The sequence below is a fragment of the Pseudoalteromonas sp. APM04 genome (assembly GCF_022809815.1).
In the GTDB taxonomy this organism is placed as follows: Bacteria; Pseudomonadota; Gammaproteobacteria; order Enterobacterales; family Alteromonadaceae; genus Pseudoalteromonas; species Pseudoalteromonas marina.
In genome coordinates, this window is sequence record NZ_CP094441.1 from 2,221,586 (window position 1) to 2,244,262 (window position 22,677).

A 22,677-nucleotide genomic window follows, 5' to 3' on the forward strand; every position below is an offset into this window, starting at 1 on the left:
CATCTTAGTTTAAATACAATCATTGCAAATACGCTGTCTACTAAGCCTGTAAATTAGGGAATAAAGAATAAACTAGTCTGTAATTATTAATTTTGATATGGGTAAAGCAACTAAAAAATAAAACGTATAAGCCTTATCAATACAAAAGCCCGCTGCATGAGCGGGCTTATATTTTAATTAAGCTGAAAACTTAAATTGCGTTATTCATTAAAACTGAAAACGCATGTTTGCAAAGTAAGCATCATTATCAGAGTCATCGGCATTATTCTCGTAACCTACTTTAAGGCCAATATTTTTGTTAATAAAGTGCTGAGCACCAAAGCTGTAGGTATCTTGTTTATCGTAGCTTGCAAATACAGAAGTCGCTTTTGAGAAGTAGTAATTCGTTTCTGCCACCCATTGGTTTTCAGCATCATCAATACTTTCGTATTTACCTTCAAATGTTAAGTAGTTACCTTGCTGTAAATCAATAAAGTATTTAGCAGCAACGGCGCGGTAGTCAAAATCATCATCCGCAGTAACAGTTACACCAACGTAATCGGTACTGTTAAGCATATGGTTATACGCTAAATCGAATAAAGCGAAGTCTTCGCCATCTTTATTTTCAACTAGCGTCACTTTTGCAAGCAAATCTGGGTTAAAAAAGTAACCGCCTGAAATTGTATATGCTTCGTTATGATTGCCAACATCAAGGTTTGTGTATGATGCACCAATAACAAATTCATTAATAAAGTACTCACCACCAACTAACGTTGTATCGCTAAAGTCATCATCAGCGTATGCGCCGTAAATGTTGCTTTGTTTATTAATGTATTCAAATTGGTCGTACGGGCCTAATGTTTTTTTAGGTGATAGGTAATAAATAGAATCTACAGCAACGGTATCGTTATTGTCGCTGTCTTTGTAACTTAAGTTACTGATTGAGTTATAGCTGTCTGCAGCAGCCGCAGTGCTAGATAATAAAATGCTTGAAATAATAACTGCTAATTTTTTCATTGTAAGACTTCCCTATGTACATTGCGTTTTATGCTTTAGCTAAATTACTAAAGTGGGCACATGCTAACGCCGGGAAACTGAATGAAAACTTAATTAAACTATTGTATTTGTTGAGTTAATTGTAAGGAGGTGTAAGAAACTGTAAAATTAAAGTAGTTGCAACATTTAGTCAACAACTACTTAAAGTATATGTATGATTATAGAGCGTGTTGGCTAATTACTCTATAAACTTCATTAATGTTATCGCCTGCTTTAAACTCTTTTGTAAGTGGCGTTGGGTCAGAGCCAATCCAAATTTTAAGTTCAGCATCCAAATCAAAGTGCCCTGCACTCTCTTTGCTAAACTTGGTAATTTTAGAGTAAGCAATACTCACCATTTCCATTTTAGAACCAGTTACACCTTGCTTATCAATTAAAATTAAGCGCTTATTAGTAAAAATGAACATATCGCGAATAACTTTATAGGCTTTTTCGACGTGCTCACCCTCAATTAATGTATTAGCGAGTACTTTTTCTAAATCAGAATCATCAACTTCGCTTGCGTTACCCATTAATCCGCTTAATAAACCCATTATACTTTCTCCTGTTTAAAAATTTGATTTTCTAATGTATGGCCATTAACCAATTGCCTGTATTGCCAATTATGTTGGTGGCAAAACTGTAATAGTGCAATATCAAGTGCCTGCTCAGATTGTGTGTATTCAATAACATACTCTTTGTGTTGGCTCATATAAACAGAGCTTACACCATTGAGTAACTGTAACTGTTGCTCAACGTTTTCATACATCTCGTTTAGCATTAATGTGTAAAAGTGTTTGTCGGTTTGATTTACTTTTGTTTGGTGCTCACTCAATACGCCTTTATCTAAATGCAGCACTTGGGAACATAACCGCTCAAGCTCAGTTAAATCGTGCGAGCTTAAAATAAAGGTTGCTTCAGAGCTCAACGTTGACACCAACTCACGTACTTCTCTGGCATGAATAGGATCAAGTCCTGCGGTTGCCTCATCTAGCATAACAATTTGCGGCGAACCAATAAGAGCCTGCGCTATGGTTACACGTTTGCGCATACCATGAGATAAATCACCTGCACGGTTTTTAGCAATTTCACGCAGCCCAACCAAATCAAGCACGCGCAATGCTTCTGTTTGACTTTGCTTGGTACTCATACCTTGTAATTTGGCGTAAAAAGCAAGTTGTTTATCTATATTAAAACGCGGATCGAGCTGCGCATCTTGTGGTAAAGCACTGACCTTATTAAATAATGCGGCGCTGCCGGGTTTATGGCCGAGTATTTCAAGCTCACCATTGCTGGGCGCTATATAGCCGCATAACAAACTAAATAATGTCGTTTTACCCGCACCATTTGGGCCAACTAGAGCAACAGGAGCACCTTGCTCAATTTCAAAGTTCACATTATTAAGCGCAAGTTTAGACCCATACGACTTACTTAAATTACGCCCTGTAATTAATGGATTCATAGTGAGCTCCTTGCAAAAATACGTTGAGCCACTGCCAGTAACACAGCAGTTTGTACAAGTGGTATTCCCACGGCACTTAATAATGGCAGGTTTTGACCGGCGAGTTGCTCTATTTGTACACCCGGGAATAAATAATCAAGCACGCTTAATGCCGGTATTTGCCACTGTAGTAAACCCACTACAATTCCACCCGCTGTAAAATATAAAATAGCGAGTACAATTGATAACCGCGATGAACGTGCAAAAGTATTAATTAAAGTCATTAACGCCACAAACGGTGCAAATGTAACTATAAGAATTGAAAATATCGACACAGCGCGGCCAACGCCCCCTCCCAACAAACTAGGATCGCGATACCCTAATACCGCTAATGTGGCCACAAGAGTAATTGCGACCAAACACGTTAATACCGCTAATTGCCCAATAAACCGGCCAAACAAAATTTCAAATCGGGTTGAACGCAATGATAAAAACCTAAGTGTACCGCGCTCTCTGTCACCCACTGTTTGGTCACTACAAATAAATAAACTAAACACAGGAAAACTGTACAAAGCAATTAACCAATACATAGCAAACTCGGCTTCAGGCCAATCAAGAAGTTTACTCAAGCCAATTGAGCCTGAAATATCGCGGGCTATTTGCTCAAAGTTTGGGGAGCTAATAATGCTCACAGCTTGCCCTATTGGGTAGCGTAAAATAATTAACCAAACGAGTGCAAATGCCGCAAGGGCTATAAGCCCACGTTTAGTTAAAAACATACGTACAAGCTCAAATCCCGCAATTTGCGTTAATCGCCCTACGTTTATTGGTAATGGTGTTACCATTTACTATCCTTAATGACGTTGCTTATGCTTTAGTTCAAAGCCTAATATAACTACCCTAAGTGTAAACACCTTGAATTACCAGCAAAAAAAAGCCCACGAAGAGTGAGCTTTGTAACAAACCATTTAAATGTAACTAGCGCATAGTTATAAATGCTGCTTGTATACCTCTAACGCTTGGGTTAAGTCAGCTATTAAGTCATCGATATCTTCAAGGCCAATATGCAATCTAATAACCGGTCCTAGATCCCAGCCAGTGGTTGAGCGCAACCCTTTCATGGTTAAATTAGCGGTGACCAAGCTTTCAAAGCCTCCCCACGAAAAACCCATCTTAAAATGCTGAAGGCTATCTAAAAATGCATCTATGGCTTTTTGATTTCCTGTTTTCATAACAATTGAAAACAAGCCATTACTACCATCAAAATCGCGCTTAAAAAACGCATGGCCTGGGCAGGTTTCAAAGGCTGGATGGCGAATATGATCAACTAACTCATGCTGTTCAAGCCATTTTGCCACCTCTATCGCCGCCTTTTCATGCTGATTTAAACGCACGCTCATCGTGCGTAAACCGCGTAATGCTAAGTATGCATCGTCAGCACTTGTACACTGGCCTAATAAGTAAGAATGTTCGCGCAGCGTTGGCCAATATTTTTTATTAGCCACTGCAACCCCCATCATTACATCAGAATGGCCAACAATGTACTTTGTTGCCGCTTGAATACTAATATCTACGCCATGTTCTAGGGGGCGGTAATGAAGACCGTTTCCATAAGTATTATCCAGCATGGTCATTACATTATGTTCTTTGGCTACGTTTACCATGGCTGGTACGTCTTGAATTTCCATAGTTATAGAACCAGGAGATTCTAAAAATAACACCTTGGTGTTTGGCTTAATATAATCTTTTATGCCTGCACCAACTGTTGGCGGGTAATAAGTAGTGGTAATTCCTAGCCCTGCTAAAATTTTATCGCAAAAATCGCGAGTAGGCTCATACGCGTTATCAACCATTAAAATATGGTCACCACTTTTTAAAAACGACAATAGCACTTGGCTAATTGCAGCAGCCCCACACGGATAAAGTGCGCACCCTTCACCGCCTTCTAACTCGGTAATGGCCTCTTGCAATGCAAAATGTGTGGTTGTGCCACGACGCCCATAAAAAAGGGTTTTATCGCCACGCTTCTTCGCCGCTTCTTTAAGTTCTGCAACCGAATCAAATACCACCGTTGATGCGCGCTGCACAACGGGGTTTACTACACCATGGGTGTAAGCTTTTTTGCGCCCAGACGACACAAGCTGAGTATTTTTATTACTGTCACTCGACATGGTTATTCCTTATGGATTAGTACGCCAATGTTCAATTAAATAGCGAGAAATAGAATCAGTACGAGGAAGTTTTAAATGCTCTCCTTCGTCATGCCAATTACCAAAGTTTGCCAAATCTTCACGGCTAAACCACTTAGCATCGTCAAGTTCGTCTTTATCTACGTTAATTTGCTCAGACGTTGCTTTAGCAAAAAAGCCAAGCATGATAGATGAAGGAAATGGCCATGGCTGAGACGCCACATAGGTTACGTCATCAACGTCAATCCCTGCCTCTTCTTTTACCTCACGGGCAACAGCTTGCTCTAAAGTTTCACCTGGATCTACAAAGCCGGCTAATGACGAATACATTCCTGTAGGCCACACTGCTTGGCGGCCAAGCAAACATCGCTCAATGCCATCGGCAAACGTTTTAGTTACAACCATAATTACCGCAGGGTCAGTACGAGGAAAAGTAGGGTGTTTACAGCGCTCGTTTTCACATAAACGAGAATGTCCCGCTTCAACTAAGTGGTTTGTACTGCCGCAACGCCCACAAAAACGATGCGTTGCATGCCAATAGCACAACCCGCGTGCAAGCGCAGCAATAGACCCCTCTTTTATATCAATAAGCGGCCCCTGCTTACGAATGTCCATAAACTCTGCGCCACTTATAATGGGGGTAAGTGTTGTGTCATCAAGAGTAGATACATCGAGGGCAAACACCCCCTGCTGTGTGGTGTTTAAGCCTAAAAATAGCGCATTGGTTAAGTTTAGCTGTGCAATTTTCTCGTACGGTAAAAACTTTATTTGAGGCGTATTTTTAATAAATAATGTCTCGTTGTTTTTTACCAAAAGCCACACGCTTTGCGACGACAATTGACCTTTGAGCCATATTGGGTCTTTACGCACATTGGAGCATCTATCAAGCGGCATATCACTGTAGTTGAGCATGTAAATCCTTAATTACTCGTTATCGCTTAAAATTAACATAACCACCTAGTAAACCCAATTGATTACAACAATAAAAAAAGCCTATATTAGGTTTAAATGAACTATATAGGCTCTGTATTAAAAACTCTCATGTTGCAGGCACTTAGCCTCTGTTTTTTAAGCTTTAAAGTAATAAACTATCATCAATCAAATGAAACTGTTCTGCACTTTGCTTAAGTACTTCGGCGGTTAACTTATCTGCCCCGTATACATCACACGGCACATTATATTGATTTTTTAAATGCCCAAGTAACAGTGCAAAATCGCCATCGCCCGATAGCAAAATTACTTTATCGAGATTTTTTCCATGCTCTAACATATCTATCGTTATGCCTACATCCCAGTCGCCTTTTGCACTGCCATCTCGGCGCTGAATAAACGGCTTTAGTTTTACCTCAAACCCAATCGCTCTCAAAATATTTTGAAACTGATTTTGCTTTTCATCTCCACGATAAATAGCGTAAGCAAACGCACAATCTATTTCGTACTGCTCCTGGATAACTCGCCAAAAAGCATTGTAATCAAAGTTTTTGCTATAGCTTTCTCTACACGTGTAATAAATGTTTTGTACGTCAACAAATATGCCTACACGCGGTTTAATGTTTTGCTGCGAGTTAAATGAAGTCATGTAATGCCCTAGTTAGAATAATAGCTATAGCGAAATAATTTAAACTCAGTGTACCTTGCTATTTGCTTTTAAGTAACCTAAATTAGTTACATAACGCTATGTAACCATTTATGGTTACATTTTAAATAGTAACTAATTTGGATTGTTATGATTGGTGTGATCAGCGGCGATATTATTAAATCGCAAACTATTCCTAAACAGCAATACGATGCCATGCTTTATGAGCTAGAGCAAAGTTTACGTTGTGTATCGGGCGAGAGTACACTTTGGAATATTTATCGAGGCGACTCTTTTCAATTACAAATTAATAACCCTGAGTATATGTTTAAGCATGCCGTTTTAATTTATTTATATTTAAAGGCATCAGGGTATCAAGTCAGACAAAGTATGGCTATTGGGGAAATAGATAACCCGCGCAATGATATAAAAACAGCTACAGGTTCAGCATTTACTCTTTCGGGTCATGGCCTTGATAAAATAGCCAATCAACGGTTTTTATTTAGTACGCCTCCTCAAAGCATCCATGAAAGTTTAAACCTTAATTTAGCCTTTGCTGATGTACTCCTTACTAAAATAACACAAAAACAAGCCAATGCTTTGTACGCCTATTTAACCAGTACAGATAATAGCCATGCAGCTTTAGCAAAAGATCTTAAAACCAGCAGAGAAAACGTAACTAAGCTACTTAATTTGGCCCATTACCAACTTATCGAACGGTTTTTAGAACATGCGAGCAACATCATAAAAAATATAAATCAAGGGAGAAGCTAATGGCTTTTTCGCTTTTACTCGTAGCCCTAATTATTGGCCATTTATTGGCTGATTTTTACTGGCAACCTATGAGCTGGGTTAACGACAGAAACTCCCGCCACTTCAAGGCAACTAAACTGTATTTTCATGTATTGGTCCATGGGGTCACTAGCGCAATAATTATTAGCGCTTGGGAATACACTTATGGCTGGCAACAAATTAGCAGTGTTGTAATAGCAACCGCCGTTATTATGCTTAGCCATTACGCAATTGATATAGCCAAATCTTACTCAAGCAAAGGTGTCGTGCCCTTTTTAATAGATCAATTTGCCCACATAGCCGTAATAATCTATTTAAGCGTATGGCTGAGCGATAATACACACTTTTTAGACACCCTATATTCACTTGTCACTAACCCTAATGTGCTGTGGGTTGTGTGCGGTTATTTAATTATTTTAAGCCCAAGTGCAGTATTTATTAGAATGATGCTAGAGCGTTTAACGGGTAACTTTAGCAGTAAAGGCAGCTTAGTACTTGCAGGGCAAAGTATTGGCATGTTGGAGCGCGTGTTAATGCTGAGCTTTATTTTACTCGATCAATTTGCGGGTGTTGGATTTTTATTAGCGGCTAAGTCGGTCTTTAGATTTGGCGATTTAAGCGCCAGTAAAGATAAAAAGCTCACCGAATACGTAATGTTAGGCACACTACTTAGCGTAAGTGTAACTTTGTTTGTAGGTTTAATGGTAAAGTATTTAATACATTAAAAAACGCGCTACCGTTTAAAGTAAGCGCGTTTTTATTAAAACTAACTAAACCTAGTTAGTCATTATTAGTTGGACGGCGACGGCGCTGACCGTTTCCGCCTACCGACTGACGCTTTGCCCAAGGGTTTTGTGCGTTATCATCTTTTTTAGCAGCAGGCTTTTTAGAGCCACCACGGCGAGGGCCAGTACCGTTGCCGCCATTATTTGGCTTTTTACTATTTGGCTTACTGCTATCAGATTTAGGTTTGTTAAAAGGTTGCTTTTTCTTTGGCTTTTTAGCAGGTAATGGGCGTGCATCTAATGCGCGTTCTGCTACTGGGTTTACTGGTTCAAAGCCCTCTTCTTCAGCACGAGGAATAAGCTCACCAATAAAGCGTTCAATACCGTATAAATCGACTGCATCATCAACTGTAACAAACGAAATTGCATGGCCCGATGCACCCGCACGTCCTGTACGGCCAATACGGTGAACGTAATCTTCATACACATTAGGTAAGTCGTAGTTAACAACATGCGGAAGCTCAACAATATCAAGGCCGCGTGCCACAATATCAGTGGCTACAAGTACACGTACTTCGCCACTTTTAAAACCATCTAACGCTTTTACACGTGCGCCTTGTGATTTATTACCATGAATAGCTGCGCCTACGATATCGTCGCGCTCAAGTTGTTTAACCAAACGGTTTGCACCGTGCTTAGTGCGGCTAAATACTAAAACTTGCTGCCAATCGTTACTACGAATTAAATGGCTTAGTAAAGCTGTTTTACGGCCTTTATCTACCGCGTAAACGCTTTGCGTTACACTTTTAGCTGTGGTGTTTTTTGCAGCGACTGAAATTTCAACCGGATCGTTTATTAATCCTTTAGCTAACGCTCGAATATCATCTGAAAACGTAGCCGAAAACATGAGGTTTTGGCGCTTAGCAGGCATTTTAGCAATAAGGCGTTTAATGTCGTGAATAAACCCCATGTCGAGCATGCGGTCGGCTTCATCTAAAACGAGCACTTCTACGCTATCAAACTTAACGGCATTTTGATTATGTAAATCAATTAAACGCCCAGGCGTTGCCACTAAAATATCGACACCTTTACGCAAGCGCTGCATTTGCGGATTAATTTTAACCCCACCATACACAACAAACGAACTCACGTTTGAATGCTTAGCGTACTCTTCAACGTTTTCGCTTACCTGAAGTGCAAGTTCACGTGTAGGCGCTAAAATAAGCGCACGTACATGGTTACTTTTTGCATTTGGGCCCGTAGATAAACGTTCGATAAGTGGAAGCGTAAAACCCGCTGTTTTACCTGTGCCAGTTTGTGCTGCCGCCATTACATCGCGACGCTCTATAATTGCAGGAATTGCTTGAGCCTGAATTGGCGTTGGCGTTTCATAGCCCTTTTCTAAAACCGCATTAACTAAAGACTGTGATAAACCTAGACCTTCAAAACTCATATAAACTCTCTTTTAAATAAGGCCAAAACGGCCAGTTGCGCGCATTATACCTGTCGTGAGCTAGAATGCATGCCATTATTTAGTTTGCACTCAATTGAAGCCATATATTGCTAAGCCTAAAACGCAAAAAACGGCTAAAAGCCGTTTTTTGTAAATGCTTAAAAACCTAAATTAAGGCTTAATTAAGCTTAGGTATTACTTAACACCTAGCTCGCGTAAACGTTCTTGCAAGTAGCTATCTGCGGTGTAACGCTCTGAAAGTACAACATCTGGGCGCGGGTGTAAAAACAACGGTAATGAAATACGCGACTTAGTAGACGCTTTGCCCGTTGGATTAATAACTCGGTGAATAGTAGACGGGAAATAACCGCCAGATGCTTCTTGCAGCATATCGCCAATGTTAATAATTAAGCTACCAAAATCACATGGTACATCTAACCAACCGCCGTCTGTTTTTTGAACTTGTAAGCCCGGCTCGTTTGACGCTGGTAATACAGTTAGTAAGTTGATATCGCCATGTGCAGCTGCGCGAATTGCGCCTGGCTCTTCATCACCTGTCATTGGCGGGTAATGTAGAATACGTAGCAATGTTTGATCAGAGTCTGCAATCATGTCTTTTAGATCAATCGAAAACTTAGCACGCACATCGGCAGGCGCCTCAGCTTGAACCCAGCTTAAAAGTGTTGCAGCAAACTCGTTTGCTAAGCGGTAGTACTCACGTACATCAGCTTCAAGCTCAGCAGGTACACGCCCTTTTGGATAAACATGAAAGTACTCTTTTATGTCTTTAACGGTAAAGCCTTTAGCTACTTCAGACACTGAAGGCGGAAAGTAACCGTCTTGTGTTTCTTTAGAGTATAAAAAGTCGTGCTTTTGCTCTGAGTTAAAAAAGTCTTGCCAGTTTTTGTAAATAGACTCAACTAAAGACTGTGGAATTGGGTGATTTTTTAAAACACCAAATCCAGTATTTCTTAACGATTCAACAAATTGTGCAGCCGCATCGGGAGCTTTATAATCAACAGTAGGTAATTGCATTGTACGTTCCAGTGAATAGGTTATTTGAAGTTAGGTACTTCAAGTACTTTTATGTATATAAAGTAGCAAGGACTTCATTATAGCGCCATGCGAGGATAGACAAACAGCCCCAAAAACATAAGGACATATGTCCGCAAAGCGCTCCCATCAAAGGGTGCGTTGATCAAGATCAATAAATAAAAGCGATTGAATTTGCACACATTGATGCATATGTATGGTCTAGTATTACAACGTATTTTATTTGTTCAAAAAGGCGACCCATGCGACAAAAAGTATCTTTTAAAAGTGGTAATTTAGAACTTGCCGGACAACTTGAACTCCCCGATGGTGAAGTAAAATTTTATGCCCTCTTTGCCCATTGTTTTACCTGCGGTAAAGACATTGCAGCAGCAACACGTATTAGTCGTGCTTTAACACAGCAAGGAATCGCTGTACTTCGTTTCGATTTTACCGGCCTAGGCAACAGCGATGGCGACTTTGCAAACAGTAACTTTTCATCAAATATTCAAGACTTAGTATCTGCTGCAGATCATTTGCGAGCGCACTTTAAAGCACCGCAATTACTCATTGGTCACAGTTTAGGGGGTGCCGCAGTGCTTGCAGCTGCAAAATATATTCCTGAGGTGACAGCTATTACAACCATTGGCGCACCGTCAGATGCACAACATGTAGCACATAATTTTGAAGCCCATTTAGATGAAATAAACGCAGCTGGCGAAGCAAAAGTGAGTTTAGCTGGGCGTGAATTTACCATTAAAAAGCAATTTATCGACGATATAGCTAAATACGATAAAAGCCACATAAGTAAACTTAAACGCGCTTTATTAGTCATGCACTCACCGGTTGATACAACCATAAATATTACTGAAGCTGAAAAAATTTACGCATCCGCTAAGCATCCAAAAAGCTTTATAAGTCTAGATAACGCCGATCATTTACTGACTAATAAAAACGATGCCAACTACGCGGCAACAATTATTGCACATTGGGCAAACCGCTACGTAAATTACGCATAAGGAAAACTTACCATTACGCGCTGCTAAAGCGGCGCGTTAAACGGCTAATTCATAAAGTTAGCAACTTCATTACTCATTCTATCAACCAACCAGTGAGGACCACCATCATACATATCGTTATGGCGCGATTTTTCTATACGTAATTGAGTAACCGGAAACTCACTCAGCTCTTTTTCGCTTAAGAGCACACCGGCATCTGCCGGGTAATCACTACCTCTAAGGGTAAGTACACGAATATCTTTATTACGAGGCAGTAACATGCGGCGATGATCAAGCGTAATTAAATCACTGACTTCATCAGGATACATTGCAGCATACAAGGCTGAAATATCTCCACCATTAGAATGACCAAATAAAGTGAGCTTTGAAAAATCATACTCTGTGTATTTGGCTGCTAATTCATTAACTAAAAACTTAAGGGTGACCACACCGCGGTGCCAGTTCTCCATGCGAGTTGCCATATAAGGTGGATGCACATTTAACATAGGATCTGTTTTTAATTCATGGCCCACTGCAATGGCTAAATAGCCTTGTTTGTTAAATTCATCACTGGCAAAAGTATAGCTATTGTGACCCATACCATACCCTGCATTAATAAAGGCAACTGGGCATTTATTTTGTTTGCTGCATTTAACGTTATTTGTTGGCAACGAAATGCTAATTGGGATCTCACGATCACGGCTAATGTCTGTAATATATGTTTCGCTGGCATAGGAGCTTACACTTGTGAAAAGAAGTGTGAGGTAAAAAAGTGTTTTATGCATATTACTTAACGTATTGTTTATTATAATTAATGCGGGTTAGTTTAGGCGTTTTATAATATTAATGACAGCCTTAAAAGTAATAGTAGTCTGTGTGGTTATACCAAATTTATTTACATTTAAATTGCAGGTTAATAAATGTTGAAAAAGACTAACAGCCGCAAACGCAAAATTGTGCGATAATAGAGGCAATTGTTCCAATATACTCAGTAAAAGATCCAATACATGAAATCATACAGCACCATTGAACAGCGCATTGAAATTCTAGAAGAAAAGTTAGCCTTAATTAATGATGAAATTAGCACATTAAAAACACCCGCTAAAAACAACAATGAACGCATTATATTTAAGTTTATTGAAACCGGCAGTACCGGTAAAACAAAGGACTTTGTTCGTGAATTAGGAATTAAATCGCCGCGTGATGGACTGTTTTCATCTGGTGATGTTACTGCTTTAATTAAAAATGGCGCTGACGATATTTCGCCGGCGTTACTAGCAATTGCTAGGCAACTAGCCAGTGCACGCAATAAAAATGGCCCTAGCCGATAATTAAACAACGCATGTAACGTTTAGAAGCTTAGGCATCGTCTTTGCTTCTAATGTTTTAGTTAAACTTTTTACTTAACGCTTTCCTCTTCACAATTATCAATGGCTGTAGTCGCCTCTTTCTGGTAAATCTTTTCTTAGCGCAAGCACTGCAATATAAATAAGCCCAAACAATGGAAATAATGCTAAGCACCCGCCTACAAAAGCTAAAACACCTGGGCTGGTGCTTTTTCGCTTGCCAATTTTGTAGCTAATAAGCGCAAAAATAGGAATACAAAATAATATGAAAAATGTTAAAAACTCGCCAAATAAAGTGAGATTAATTGACATGGGAATTCCTTTTCATAGTGGTTAAATTATAATCTGCGCTAAATTTAACCACAAAAAAACCCTTAAGCAAACAACTTAAGGGTTTTAAATTCAATGCTGTAAACTCAGCTCAAATTACTCTTCGCTTGCGGCTGGTTTTTCTACCACACTGATTGCAAGCTCAGTTAACGAATCATTATTCGCTTTGCTTGGTGCGTCGGTTAATAAACAAGATGCTTGTGTAGTTTTAGGGAAAGCAATAACGTCACGAATGTTATCTGTTCCGCATAAAAGCATAACTAAACGGTCTAGACCAAATGCTAAACCTGCATGTGGCGGTGTGCCGTATTTAAGGGCATCAAGTAAAAAGCCAAATTTGTCTTGTTGCTCTTGTGCATCAATTCCTAAAATTCTAAATGCTGCTTCTTGCATATCTGCATTATGTATACGTACCGAGCCACCGCCCACCTCGTAGCCGTTTAATACCATATCGTAGGCATCTGAGATAGCCGCTGCAGGGTTTGCTTCAAGCTCACTTGCGCTAATATCTTTTGGTGCGGTGAACGGATGGTGCACAGCGTGTAATGTGCCTTCGTCGTCTTCTTCAAACATTGGGAAGTCTACAACCCAAAGTGGTGCCCAACTGTTAAGATTAGTGATTTCTAAATCTACACCAATTTTAAGGCGTAGTGCACCCATGGCTTCATTTACGGTGTTGCGCTTATCTGCACCGAATAGAATGATATCGCCAGTTTGTGCATTAGTACGCTCAAGTAACTGTGTGATCACATCTTCGTTTAAGAATTTAGCGATTGGCGATTGTACGCCTTCAGCGCCTGCATCACGGTCGTTTACTTTCATCCATGCTAAGCCTTTAGCACCGTAAATACCAATAAACTTAGTGTAATCATCAAGTTGCTTACGCGAAAGCTTAGCGCCACCCGGTACTGTTAATACAGCAACACGGCCTTTTTCGTCGTTTGCAGGGCCTGAGAATACCTTAAACTCAACATCTTTTACTAAATCAGCAACGTCTACTAATTTCATTGGGTTACGTAAGTCTGGCTTATCAGAACCATATAAGCTCATTGCCTCAGAGTAAGGCATAATCGGGAAGTCGCCTAAGTCAACGTTGAGTAACGATTGCCACATTTCACGGATCATTTTTTCAGTCATACCACGTACTTGATCCGAGCTCATGAACGAGGTTTCTAAATCTATTTGAGTAAATTCAGGTTGGCGATCGGCACGTAAATCTTCATCACGGAAACATTTAACAATTTGGTAGTAACGATCAAAGCCTGACATCATCAACAATTGTTTAAATAATTGTGGCGATTGCGGTAATGCGTAAAAGCTGCCTTTATGCACACGGCTTGGTACTAAGTAATCGCGTGCACCTTCTGGCGTTGCTTTTGTAAGTACCGGTGTTTCGATATCTAAAAAGCCATTTTCATCTAAAAAGCGACGAACAAAGCTGCTTGCTTTAGCGCGTAATTTAATGCGGTCGCTCATTTCTAAGCGACGAAGGTCTAAGTAGCGGTACTTTAAGCGGCGCTCTTCAGAGTTTGTTTGGTTAAAATCAAGCGGCAATGGCTCTGAGCGGTTGATAATTGTAAGCTCGGTACCTAAAATTTCCACTTCGCCTGTTGCCATATCTTTATTTACTTGGCTTTCAGGGCGAGCACGTACAACCCCTTTTAACTGAACACAAAATTCTTGGCGAAGCTTGTTCGCTGTATCCATGAGTCCTTCAACTTCTGGATCGAATACAACTTGTACTAAACCTTCTCTATCGCGTAAATCGACAAAGATAAGTCCACCAAGGTCACGTCGTTTGTTGATCCAGCCACATAGTTCAACTTCTTGATCTACGTGAGTTTTATTTAGCTGTCCGCAGTATATAGAGCGCATAGTTTTCCTGTCAGATAAAAGGCTTCAACGGTAAAAATTATTTGTTTTTATAGGCGCATAATTTAAAAAAGAGCTACCACACTTCAAATAAAGCCGTAAGCAATCTAAGAATATTCAAATTAAGCCCTGCATTATACCCAAGTAGGTTGAAGATGCTAGGCGTGTTTGGTGTGTTGGTGTTAATTTAAAGCAGGCGCTGTTGGTATTTGCTACACTGGCGCCACGATGTAATTTATTAGCTATTTTTTATGTTATATATTGGATGCCCTCAGTGGTCTAGCAGTGCATGGAAAGGCAATTTATTTTCAAGCCAATGTAAAAACGCCGACATGCTAAGCCAATACGCACAGCATTTTAATTCGGTAGAAGGTAACACCAGTTTTTACGCCGACCCATCACCTAGTACTGTTTTGCGCTGGGCACAAAGCGTACCTGACGATTTTAGATTTACCTTTAAATTTCATCGTCGTTTTAGCCACGAGCTAGCGCTTAGCAACGTACAAACAGAGCTTACCGACTGGCTTACATTATTTGCCCCTTTGCTTGAAAAAACAGGGCAAATAATGCTGCAACTACCCAAAGCATTTGGCCCGAACGATTTACCCAAATTGGCACACTTTATTAGCTTACTGCCTAAAGAGATTACCTATGGTGTAGAAGTCCGCCATGCTGATTTTTTTAAAAAAGGTGAATCCGAAATAGCGCTTAATCAGTTATTAATGGCAAATAACATAAATCGTATTTCAATGGATACACGGGCGCTTTTTGCAGTAAAGCCAACCACCGAAGCGCTAATAGACGCCCAACAAAAAAAGCCTCACTTACCTGTACACGCTATTGCTACTGGCTCGCAGCCTATGGCGCGGTTTGTAATCGCTGATTTACAAAGCGACTATCAAGCCTTTTATAAACCGTGGCTGAGTAAAGTAAAACAATGGCTTGATGAGGGTAAATCCCCTTATGTGTTTTTTCATACTGCCGATAATCGTGAGTCGCCACTACTTGCACGTCAATTTTGTAAAGATCTTGGGTATAATCACCCAGTACTCAACCCGTTCAGCGGCGAAAAAGAAGCGCAGCAACATGCCCTGTTTTAAAAATTAAAACAAAAATATAGAGACATAAAAATGAGTGAATACGCCCGTTATTTTACAGGCTACCCTGCAAACATTGTTGAGCAAGTATTAAGTCTTATTAGTAACAATAAGGTATGTGACTACTTACTTAAAAAATACCCGCATACGCATACTATTACCAGCGACAAACTGCTTTACAGCTACGCAACAGAACTTAAAAAGCAGTATTTAAAAAACGCTCCACCTTTTGGTCGCGCTGCGTTTAAAAAACAAGGTGACATGGTAACTAACGCATTAGGTACTCACACCTACCGTATGCAAGGTAAAACCCGTAAACACGATTTAGCCATCAACAGCGATTTATTGCGCGCCCCCGAGCCATTATTAAAAGCGTTGGTTGTGCATGAACTCGCCCATTTTAAAGAAAAAGACCACAACAAAAGCTTTTATAAGCTGTGTTGCCACATGGAGCCACAATACCACCAGCTAGAGTTAGATTTACGGATTTTTTGTGTAGTGGTTGCGATGGGAGAGAATCCGTATAAATAAGCTTTTTGGCACAGCAAATTTCATTAGTAATTAAAACCCTCATAAATGAAAAACGCGATCTAAATCGCGTTTTTATTGTTTACAGTTTTTCAATTCTGACAGCTATAAACTGACAGCTTTGGGTGTTAAAGCCCTAACTCAGCCATAAAGTCGTCATCGGCATCATCTTGCACGGGCTCTTTTTTAGCCTGCGCTTTTTCAGCTTTTTGCTTTGCTTCGTTTTCAATAATGTCATCAGGGTCAATAGCCTCAATAATGTCAAAATCGTGCAGTTTAATAAACTCGGTTTTATCCATTGCCAGTTCTAGGTAAAAAATATTTTGATTACGTGTAGTAAAAGTAACACGTCGTGCTTGTGGGCGATCCATTGTGGTATCTACCGAAATTTGCACTTGTTTATTGATCGCCATCATTTTTGGCTGATTTTGCGTAATAGAGGTATGTAATTGCTCGCGAACCTTAGAAGTAAAGTCACCTACTATTTGGTTCATTAACTCGCCCATTACGTTTGAAACATCGTCTGACAAGTGACTATGTGCAATTTCTTCTTCTGGCATACCCATGTTGCGCATGTAGTCGCCGTAAATTTCCATTGCAGCCTGCGATGTAAAGTTGGTTACAACAAGCCCTGTAAAGCCGCCATCAAACAATACAAAGCAACCAATGTCTGGTCGCATGCAGGTGCGTGTTATTTTTTGAACCATGGCCGAGTAACTTATTTCGTTACCGCTTGCTGATGAAAGTACCCCTGTCACAGAGTGACAAAGCGTTGCTAGTATATCGTCGGTGCTAATAACTTTACTTTTGCTCATTTAACGTTCTCTTTTGTACTTATTATTCATAATTCTAGCCAACCTACTGAATTTATCACTGACTATCCAGCATAAAATGTTAAAATAACCTTATTATTTTTAAAGAGACTGCCTTCGTGACCATAAAAGACAGTATTTACGCCTCTGAGCAACAAGTAAAAGATTTCAGCTTTGACCAAAATGTGGTTGAAGTATTCCCTGATATGATTCAGCGATCAGTGCCTGGTTATGCCACCATTGTAAGCACTATGGGTAAATTAGCGGGCCAATACGCTCAAAGTAATTCTAACTTGTATGACCTAGGCTGCTCATTGGGCGCGGTTACGCTGAGCATGCGCCGTAATATTCGCACCGATAATTGCAACATTATTGCAGTAGATAACTCACAAGCCATGGTTGAGCGTTGTAAGGTGCATTTACAAGGGTTTAAATCGGACGTGCCGGTTACTGTTACCCTTGGCGATATTAACGAGCTTGAAATTCAAAACGCATCGGTTGTAGCAATGAACTTTACACTGCAGTTTATACCCCATGCACAGCGCCAAGCTGTGCTTGAAAAAATTTACGCTAACTTAAAGCCCGGTGGTGTATTACTACTTAGTGAAAAAATTAAAGCCGAAAACGAGCAGTGCGATAATTTACTGATTGACTTGCATCATGATTTTAAGCGTCATAATGGCTACTCTGAGCTTGAAATAAGCCAAAAGCGCACAGCAATAGAAAACGTTATGCGCCCCGATACACTCAGCACACATATTAATAGGTTAAGTGATATTGGCTTTAGCCAAACACAAGTGTGGTATCAATGTTTTAATTTTTGCTCAATGGTAGCAATTAAATAAAAAGAGTAATTTATGTCTCAATGGTTTAACCAATTTTACGCTGCAATTGCACAAAGCCCACTTAGCCACTGGCTAGAAACGCTACCCGCCCAATTAAAACATTGGCAGTTAGAGGCAAGCCATGGTGATTTACCACAATGGCAAAAAGTGCTTAAAAATTTGCCTGAAATAAACACAACTCACGTTGATATAGCCACTAAAGTAGAAATTGGCGCAAAAGGGGAAATGAGTGAAGGCCAACAAAAGCAAACTACACACTTATTAAAGCGCATGATGCCTTGGCGAAAAGGCCCATTCAGTGTGCACGGTATTGAAATAAACACCGAATGGCGCAGTGATTGGAAATGGGATCGCCTGCTTCCACATATTGAACCATTAAAAGGCCGTACAGTGTTAGATATTGGTTGTGGCTCTGGCTATCATTTATGGCGCATGCGCGGAGAAGGCGCCGAGTTTGTAGTGGGTATTGATCCTTCTGACTTATTTTTGTGCCAGTTTCAGGCAATTAAACACTTCAACCCCGACGAAAACGTGCATTTATTACCATTAGGTGTAGAAGCCCTGCCAGAGCTTAAAGCCTTTGATACGGTATTTTCAATGGGGGTACTTTATCACCGTCGCTCGCCAATTGATTTTTTAGCGCAGTTAAAAGCGCAGCTTCGCCCGGGCGGCGAGTTAGTGCTTGAAACCTTAGTTATTGAAGGCGATGAAAACACAGTACTCGTGCCTACCGACCGCTACGCAAAAATGCGCAATGTGTGGTTTATTCCAAGTACTGCTGCATTAAAACTGTGGATGGAGCGCGTTGGCTTTAAAGATGTGCAAATAAAAGATTGCGCAATGACCACGCTTGATGAACAACGCAAAACCGATTGGATGGAAAACGAATCGTTAGTTGATTTTTTAGACCCAACCGACACCAGTAAAACCATTGAAGGCTACCCTGCTCCACTTAGAGCGATACTAACCGCCAAAGCATAGCGGTTAATTTAACGCTTTTAATACTAAAAAAACGCCAACGGGCGTTTTTTTGTTTATTTAAACAACAAACAGCGGACAAGTGTCCTTGTTAATTATTTCAAACCTATATTTACGCTAGCCGCGCAGATGCAATTGTTGTAAAATACGCGCGTTTCTAAGCAACCCAAAACAACTATTTTGAGGAAAACCTGTGAGCGAACAAAAACAGTCTCTTAGCTATAAAGACGCGGGCGTAGATATCGACGCTGGTAATGCACTTGTTGAGCGTATTAAAGGCGTAGTTAAAAAAACCCGTCGTCCTGAAGTGATGGGCGGAATTGGTGGTTTTGGCGCACTTTGCGAAATTCCTGAAGGTTATAAACAACCTGTATTAGTAGCGGGTACTGATGGCGTGGGTACTAAATTGCGTATGGCAATTGACCTTAAAAAGCACGATACCGTAGGTATTGACCTAGTAGCTATGTGTGTAAACGATTTAATTGTTCAAGGTGCTGAACCCCTGTTTTTTCTAGATTACTACGCAACGGGTAAACTAGACATAGACACAGCAGCCGACGTAGTAACAGGTATTGGTAAAGGGTGTGAAATTTCAGGTTGTGCCCTAATTGGTGGCGAAACAGCAGAAATGCCAGGTATGTATGATGGTGAAGACTACGACATGGCAGGCTTTTGTACCGGTGTGGTTGAAAAATCAAAAATCATTGATGGTACTAAAGTAGCTGCAGGCGATCAGCTTATTGCCCTTGCTTCTAGTGGCCCACACTCAAATGGTTTTTCTTTAATTCGTAAAGTACTTGAGGTATCTAACGCCGACACCAATCAAGTAATTGATGGTAAAACATTAGGCGAGCATTTATTAGAGCCTACACGTATTTACGTTAAACCTTTACTTGAGTTATTTAAGCACGTTGACGTGCATGCCCTTTCGCACATTACTGGCGGTGGCTTTTGGGAAAATATTCCACGCGTATTACCTGCATCAGCTAAAGCTGTGGTTAAAGGCGATAGCTGGCAGTGGCCAAGTGTTTTTAACTGGTTACAAGAAAACGGTAACATTACTACGCATGAGATGTACCGCACATTTAACTGTGGTGTAGGCATGGTTTTGGTTGTTCCTGCCGATAAACTTGAGCAAAGCTTAACTATGCTTAAAGATTTAGGTGAAAACGCTTGGCACCTTGGCGAAATCCAAGATGCGGCACCAGGCGAAGAGCAAGTAGACATCGTAGGTGGTGCTAAGTAATGGCACCTACTCGTCTAGTAGTTTTAATTTCAGGCAGTGGCTCTAATTTACAAGCCATCATTGATGCCTGTGAACGTGGCGAGATAAACGGACATATTGCGGCTGTTATTAGCAATAAAGCAGACGCATATGGCCTAGAACGTGCTAAAAATGCAGGCATTGCAACGCAAGTACTCAGTCATAAAGATTTTGACTCGCGCGAGGCCTACGACGCGCAGTTAATGAACGTTATTGACTCTTTTGAACCAAATCTAGTTGTATTAGCTGGGTTTATGCGTATTCTTACACCTAGCTTAGTGCAAAAATATATTGGAAAAATGTTGAACATTCATCCATCTTTGTTGCCTAAGTACCAGGGGCTGAATACCCACCAAAGAGCAATTGATGCAAAAGACGATGTTCATGGCGTAAGTGTTCACTTTGTAACTGAAGAATTAGACGGTGGTCCGGTCATTCTTCAAGCACAAATACCTGTACTCAAGGATGATACAGCAGACACATTAGCAAAACGCGTGCACGAACAAGAGCATATAATTTATCCTTTGGTGGTCAAATGGTTCAGTGAACAAAGACTTACTATGGAAGCAGATTATGCGGTTCTTGACAAAAAACAACTTCCTGCACACGGCGCGCACTACCCACAATAAAAAAATAAGCGCCCTAATGCTATGTGCGGGCGCTTTACTTCCAACAAGCCTTATTGCAGGCGAATTGACTCAATATGAAGCCAAGTATGATATTTTGCGTAAAGGCAGCAATCACGGTAAAGCTATTCGTACTCTTAAAAAAATCGATGAAAACACATACAGAATAAAATATTCCAGTGATATTGACTGGATGATATTTACTGATGTGCGAGAAGAGTCTTCAACTTTTACTTATAAAGAACAAAAGATAATACCATCACATTATTATCAAAAAAGTGAAGGGACTTTGCCTGATGAAGATTATAAGCTAGATTTTGACTTCAAAGCGCAAAAAGTAATGAGTAATAAAAGCGAATACCCTCTAAACTGTGAATGGCATGATAATTATCAAGACGCAATTTCGTACCAAGTTCAGGTTCGTGAGGGGTTAAAAAAAGGTGTAACCAACTTCTCTTTTCCGCTTATTGATAAAAAAGGTAACCGTCGGGATTATAACTTTGAAGTGGTAGGCACAGAAATGATTTCTTTGCCTATAGGTAACATTGAGGCAATTAAAGTTAAACGTTTATACGATACCGACAAACGACAAGCCCTTGCTTGGTTTGCACCTGAAATGGATTACATGCTTGTGCGCATGTGGAAAGGTAAAAAAGGGACTGAGCAGTTTGAAGTTCAAATGAACTCCTTTACCGTGACTGCACCAACCGCAACAGCTGAGCACACTAAAAACCTTCAAGCTAACTAGCTAACGATTTATTTGCAAAATGGGTGAACTATATAAGCTCACCCATTTTAAATAACGAAAACTCGCCTGGCTCCATTTTTTGCCAACGCTCATCATTAGTAAGCGGCCTTGTTGCAATGACAGTCACCACATCGTTTGGGGTTGTCTCTTTTTGAAAATCAACAACCATATCGGCATCAATTAATGTAGCTTTACCAAAAGGCGCACGGCGCGTTATGTAATGTAAGTTATTTGTGCAGTACGCTAAAACAAATACGCCATCGGTCAACAACATATTAAATACGCCCTTTTCACGTAACGTATGAGAAAGCTTGGCAGCGTATCTAAAAACAGACGCCATATTAGAAGGTCGTTTAGGGTATTTTTCACGAATTTTATCAAGCAACCAACAAAAAGCGAGTTCACTGTCAGTATTACCCACTGGACGATAATATTCAGGTTTTAAATCGTGATAGTTTGAAAGCTGCCCATTGTGTGCATAGGTTATTTCTCGCCCCCACAGCTCACGCGTAAACGGGTGGGTATTTTCAAGACATACTCGCCCGCGATTACCTTGACGTATATGACTAATAACCGACACACTTTTTATAGGATAGGATTTAACAAGCTTAGCAATTTCAGATTGATAGCTGGGCTCAGGATCTTTAAATGTTCTACAGCCCTTACCTTCATAAAACGTAATACCCCAGCCATCTTTATGCGGACCTGTATTACCGCCTCGCTCCAAAAGACCAGAAAAACTAAAACAGATATCAGTAGGTACATTGGCTGACATGCCAAGTAATTCACACATTTATAAAAAAGCCCTTAAAAAGTACGGATAAATAGCAGTACATTTTACAAAAAAAATTTTCTAAATTAGTTGCATATTTACTTAAAAAAATCATTATGGCTACCTGAATTATAAATTTTTAACGCTCTGAATTAATAAAAAACATAATGTGTATGGCAAAAAGCACTATCTGTCCCCTTAAAAGGTATTTTGTAAAGCAAAACTTCTGACTTTTTACT

General features: G+C 40.2%; 24 protein-coding genes and 1 pseudogene. 11 read left to right on the forward strand and 14 right to left on the reverse strand.

Annotated features, from left to right (window positions below):
- Window positions 1-207: 207 nt before the first annotated feature.
- The 7 genes from MTP24_RS10290 to MTP24_RS10320 form a co-directional block, all read right to left on the reverse strand.
- Window positions 208-996, reverse strand: coding sequence for a putative porin (locus MTP24_RS10290; protein WP_008132234.1), 789 nt, complete (start codon window positions 994-996; stop codon window positions 208-210).
- 197 nt (window positions 997-1,193) lie between these two features.
- Window positions 1,194-1,568: a PH domain-containing protein gene (locus MTP24_RS10295; RefSeq protein ID WP_006794021.1), complete on the reverse strand. Its 375-nt coding sequence runs from the start codon at window positions 1,566-1,568 to the stop codon at window positions 1,194-1,196.
- On the reverse strand, window positions 1,568-2,476 hold the full coding sequence (locus MTP24_RS10300) for an ABC transporter ATP-binding protein (protein ID WP_010557097.1): 909 nt from the start codon (window positions 2,474-2,476) through the stop codon (window positions 1,568-1,570). The genes MTP24_RS10295 and MTP24_RS10300 overlap by 1 nt, the downstream gene beginning before the upstream one ends.
- Window positions 2,473-3,300 (reverse strand): ABC transporter permease subunit, encoded by an 828-nt coding sequence (locus MTP24_RS10305; protein ID WP_243531046.1) that lies wholly within the window; start codon window positions 3,298-3,300, stop codon window positions 2,473-2,475. The genes MTP24_RS10300 and MTP24_RS10305 overlap by 4 nt, the downstream gene beginning before the upstream one ends.
- A 144-nt stretch (window positions 3,301-3,444) precedes the next feature.
- Window positions 3,445-4,626, reverse strand: a complete 1,182-nt coding sequence (locus MTP24_RS10310; RefSeq protein ID WP_243531048.1) for a cystathionine beta-lyase — start codon at window positions 4,624-4,626, stop codon at window positions 3,445-3,447.
- Between the two features lie 9 nt (window positions 4,627-4,635).
- Entirely contained in the window at window positions 4,636-5,556 is a 921-nt protein-coding gene (nudC, locus tag MTP24_RS10315) for an NAD(+) diphosphatase (RefSeq protein WP_243531050.1), read from the reverse strand.
- 163 nt (window positions 5,557-5,719) lie between these two features.
- Window positions 5,720-6,223, reverse strand: a complete 504-nt coding sequence (locus MTP24_RS10320; RefSeq protein ID WP_243531053.1) for an NYN domain-containing protein — start codon at window positions 6,221-6,223, stop codon at window positions 5,720-5,722.
- A gap of 147 nt (window positions 6,224-6,370) precedes the next feature.
- Here MTP24_RS10320 and MTP24_RS10325 point away from each other — a divergent pair, with 147 nt between their 5' ends.
- Both MTP24_RS10325 and MTP24_RS10330 read left to right on the forward strand, forming a co-directional pair.
- On the forward strand, window positions 6,371-6,994 hold the full coding sequence (locus MTP24_RS10325; RefSeq protein ID WP_243531055.1) for a hypothetical protein: 624 nt from the start codon (window positions 6,371-6,373) through the stop codon (window positions 6,992-6,994).
- Window positions 6,994-7,737, forward strand: coding sequence for a DUF3307 domain-containing protein (locus MTP24_RS10330; protein ID WP_243531057.1), 744 nt, complete (start codon window positions 6,994-6,996; stop codon window positions 7,735-7,737). The genes MTP24_RS10325 and MTP24_RS10330 overlap by 1 nt, the downstream gene beginning before the upstream one ends.
- A gap of 55 nt (window positions 7,738-7,792) precedes the next feature.
- Here MTP24_RS10330 and MTP24_RS10335 read toward each other — a convergent pair whose 3' ends face one another.
- On the reverse strand, window positions 7,793-9,190 hold the full coding sequence (locus MTP24_RS10335; RefSeq protein WP_243531059.1) for a DEAD/DEAH box helicase: 1,398 nt from the start codon (window positions 9,188-9,190) through the stop codon (window positions 7,793-7,795).
- A gap of 195 nt (window positions 9,191-9,385) precedes the next feature.
- Complete coding sequence (locus MTP24_RS10340) at window positions 9,386-10,225, reverse strand: 2OG-Fe(II) oxygenase family protein (protein WP_006794030.1); 840 nt, start codon at window positions 10,223-10,225, stop codon at window positions 9,386-9,388.
- Between the two features lie 260 nt (window positions 10,226-10,485).
- Between MTP24_RS10340 and MTP24_RS10345 the strand changes: the two are divergent.
- Window positions 10,486-11,229, forward strand: a pseudogene (locus tag MTP24_RS10345) (alpha/beta hydrolase); the annotation flags it as partial.
- Between the two features lie 56 nt (window positions 11,230-11,285).
- Here MTP24_RS10345 and MTP24_RS10350 read toward each other — a convergent pair.
- On the reverse strand, window positions 11,286-12,005 hold the full coding sequence (locus MTP24_RS10350) for an alpha/beta hydrolase (protein WP_243531064.1): 720 nt from the start codon (window positions 12,003-12,005) through the stop codon (window positions 11,286-11,288).
- A gap of 222 nt (window positions 12,006-12,227) precedes the next feature.
- Between MTP24_RS10350 and MTP24_RS10355 the strand changes: the two genes are divergently transcribed.
- Window positions 12,228-12,551 carry a hypothetical protein gene (locus MTP24_RS10355; protein WP_006794033.1) on the forward strand — a complete coding sequence of 108 codons (324 nt, stop codon included), beginning with the start codon at window positions 12,228-12,230 and terminating at the stop codon, window positions 12,549-12,551.
- A 96-nt stretch (window positions 12,552-12,647) separates the two neighbouring features.
- Here MTP24_RS10355 and MTP24_RS10360 read toward each other — a convergent pair whose 3' ends face one another.
- Window positions 12,648-12,878: a hypothetical protein gene (locus MTP24_RS10360; protein ID WP_010557107.1), complete on the reverse strand. Its 231-nt coding sequence runs from the start codon at window positions 12,876-12,878 to the stop codon at window positions 12,648-12,650.
- 114 nt (window positions 12,879-12,992) lie between these two features.
- A complete protein-coding gene (gene aspS, locus MTP24_RS10365) occupies window positions 12,993-14,771 on the reverse strand; it encodes an aspartate--tRNA ligase (protein WP_039038059.1) in 1,779 nt (592 codons plus the stop codon).
- 248 nt (window positions 14,772-15,019) lie between these two features.
- Between aspS and MTP24_RS10370 the strand changes: the two genes are divergently transcribed.
- Window positions 15,020-15,868, forward strand: coding sequence for a DUF72 domain-containing protein (locus tag MTP24_RS10370; RefSeq protein WP_243531066.1), 849 nt, complete (start codon window positions 15,020-15,022; stop codon window positions 15,866-15,868).
- A gap of 30 nt (window positions 15,869-15,898) precedes the next feature.
- Window positions 15,899-16,396: a YgjP-like metallopeptidase domain-containing protein gene (locus MTP24_RS10375; RefSeq protein ID WP_243531069.1), complete on the forward strand. Its 498-nt coding sequence runs from the start codon at window positions 15,899-15,901 to the stop codon at window positions 16,394-16,396.
- Window positions 16,397-16,521: 125 nt separating this feature from the next.
- Here the strand turns inward: MTP24_RS10375 and MTP24_RS10380 are convergent, their stop codons facing one another.
- Window positions 16,522-17,208, reverse strand: coding sequence for a DUF3334 family protein (locus MTP24_RS10380; RefSeq protein WP_006794039.1), 687 nt, complete (start codon window positions 17,206-17,208; stop codon window positions 16,522-16,524).
- A gap of 116 nt (window positions 17,209-17,324) precedes the next feature.
- Between MTP24_RS10380 and cmoA the strand changes: the two genes are divergently transcribed.
- From cmoA to MTP24_RS10405, 5 genes are all read left to right on the forward strand, one after another.
- Window positions 17,325-18,050: a carboxy-S-adenosyl-L-methionine synthase CmoA gene (cmoA, locus tag MTP24_RS10385; RefSeq protein WP_243531071.1), complete on the forward strand. Its 726-nt coding sequence runs from the start codon at window positions 17,325-17,327 to the stop codon at window positions 18,048-18,050.
- Between the two features lie 12 nt (window positions 18,051-18,062).
- On the forward strand, window positions 18,063-19,031 hold the full coding sequence (gene cmoB, locus MTP24_RS10390; RefSeq protein ID WP_039038061.1) for a tRNA 5-methoxyuridine(34)/uridine 5-oxyacetic acid(34) synthase CmoB: 969 nt from the start codon (window positions 18,063-18,065) through the stop codon (window positions 19,029-19,031).
- A 190-nt stretch (window positions 19,032-19,221) separates the two neighbouring features.
- Entirely contained in the window at window positions 19,222-20,274 is a 1,053-nt protein-coding gene (gene purM, locus MTP24_RS10395) for a phosphoribosylformylglycinamidine cyclo-ligase (protein ID WP_006794042.1), read from the forward strand.
- Window positions 20,274-20,921: a phosphoribosylglycinamide formyltransferase gene (purN, locus tag MTP24_RS10400; RefSeq protein ID WP_006794043.1), complete on the forward strand. Its 648-nt coding sequence runs from the start codon at window positions 20,274-20,276 to the stop codon at window positions 20,919-20,921. Before purM ends, purN begins: the two co-directional genes overlap by 1 nt.
- A gap of 16 nt (window positions 20,922-20,937) precedes the next feature.
- Window positions 20,938-21,666 carry a DUF3108 domain-containing protein gene (locus MTP24_RS10405; RefSeq protein ID WP_243531073.1) on the forward strand — a complete coding sequence of 243 codons (729 nt, stop codon included), beginning with the start codon at window positions 20,938-20,940 and terminating at the stop codon, window positions 21,664-21,666.
- A 28-nt stretch (window positions 21,667-21,694) separates the two neighbouring features.
- Here the strand turns inward: MTP24_RS10405 and MTP24_RS10410 are convergent, their stop codons facing one another.
- Window positions 21,695-22,459, reverse strand: coding sequence for a class II glutamine amidotransferase (locus MTP24_RS10410; protein WP_243531076.1), 765 nt, complete (start codon window positions 22,457-22,459; stop codon window positions 21,695-21,697).
- Window positions 22,460-22,677 lie beyond the last annotated feature (218 nt).

Excerpts from the sequence above, each read along its gene's own strand:
- MTP24_RS10290 (WP_008132234.1), bottom strand. The coding sequence starts at position 996 with ATGAAAAAATTAGCAGTTATTATTTCAAGCATTTTATTATCTAGCACT.
- MTP24_RS10295 (WP_006794021.1), bottom strand. The coding sequence starts at position 1,568 with ATGGGTTTATTAAGCGGATTAATGGGTAACGCAAGCGAAGTTGATGAT.
- MTP24_RS10300 (WP_010557097.1), bottom strand. The coding sequence starts at position 2,476 with ATGAATCCATTAATTACAGGGCGTAATTTAAGTAAGTCGTATGGGTCT.
- MTP24_RS10305 (WP_243531046.1), bottom strand. The coding sequence starts at position 3,300 with ATGGTAACACCATTACCAATAAACGTAGGGCGATTAACGCAAATTGCG.
- MTP24_RS10310 (WP_243531048.1), bottom strand. The coding sequence starts at position 4,626 with ATGTCGAGTGACAGTAATAAAAATACTCAGCTTGTGTCGTCTGGGCGC.
- nudC (WP_243531050.1), bottom strand. The coding sequence starts at position 5,556 with ATGCTCAACTACAGTGATATGCCGCTTGATAGATGCTCCAATGTGCGT.
- MTP24_RS10320 (WP_243531053.1), bottom strand. The coding sequence starts at position 6,223 with ATGACTTCATTTAACTCGCAGCAAAACATTAAACCGCGTGTAGGCATA.
- MTP24_RS10325 (WP_243531055.1), top strand. The coding sequence starts at position 6,371 with ATGATTGGTGTGATCAGCGGCGATATTATTAAATCGCAAACTATTCCT.
- MTP24_RS10330 (WP_243531057.1), top strand. The coding sequence starts at position 6,994 with ATGGCTTTTTCGCTTTTACTCGTAGCCCTAATTATTGGCCATTTATTG.
- MTP24_RS10335 (WP_243531059.1), bottom strand. The coding sequence starts at position 9,190 with ATGAGTTTTGAAGGTCTAGGTTTATCACAGTCTTTAGTTAATGCGGTT.
- MTP24_RS10340 (WP_006794030.1), bottom strand. The coding sequence starts at position 10,225 with ATGCAATTACCTACTGTTGATTATAAAGCTCCCGATGCGGCTGCACAA.
- MTP24_RS10350 (WP_243531064.1), bottom strand. The coding sequence starts at position 12,005 with ATGCATAAAACACTTTTTTACCTCACACTTCTTTTCACAAGTGTAAGC.
- MTP24_RS10355 (WP_006794033.1), top strand. The coding sequence starts at position 12,228 with ATGAAATCATACAGCACCATTGAACAGCGCATTGAAATTCTAGAAGAA.
- MTP24_RS10360 (WP_010557107.1), bottom strand. The coding sequence starts at position 12,878 with ATGTCAATTAATCTCACTTTATTTGGCGAGTTTTTAACATTTTTCATA.
- aspS (WP_039038059.1), bottom strand. The coding sequence starts at position 14,771 with ATGCGCTCTATATACTGCGGACAGCTAAATAAAACTCACGTAGATCAA.
- MTP24_RS10370 (WP_243531066.1), top strand. The coding sequence starts at position 15,020 with ATGTTATATATTGGATGCCCTCAGTGGTCTAGCAGTGCATGGAAAGGC.
- MTP24_RS10375 (WP_243531069.1), top strand. The coding sequence starts at position 15,899 with ATGAGTGAATACGCCCGTTATTTTACAGGCTACCCTGCAAACATTGTT.
- MTP24_RS10380 (WP_006794039.1), bottom strand. The coding sequence starts at position 17,208 with ATGAGCAAAAGTAAAGTTATTAGCACCGACGATATACTAGCAACGCTT.
- cmoB (WP_039038061.1), top strand. The coding sequence starts at position 18,063 with ATGTCTCAATGGTTTAACCAATTTTACGCTGCAATTGCACAAAGCCCA.
- purN (WP_006794043.1), top strand. The coding sequence starts at position 20,274 with ATGGCACCTACTCGTCTAGTAGTTTTAATTTCAGGCAGTGGCTCTAAT.
- MTP24_RS10405 (WP_243531073.1), top strand. The coding sequence starts at position 20,938 with ATGCTATGTGCGGGCGCTTTACTTCCAACAAGCCTTATTGCAGGCGAA.
- MTP24_RS10410 (WP_243531076.1), bottom strand. The coding sequence starts at position 22,459 with ATGTGTGAATTACTTGGCATGTCAGCCAATGTACCTACTGATATCTGT.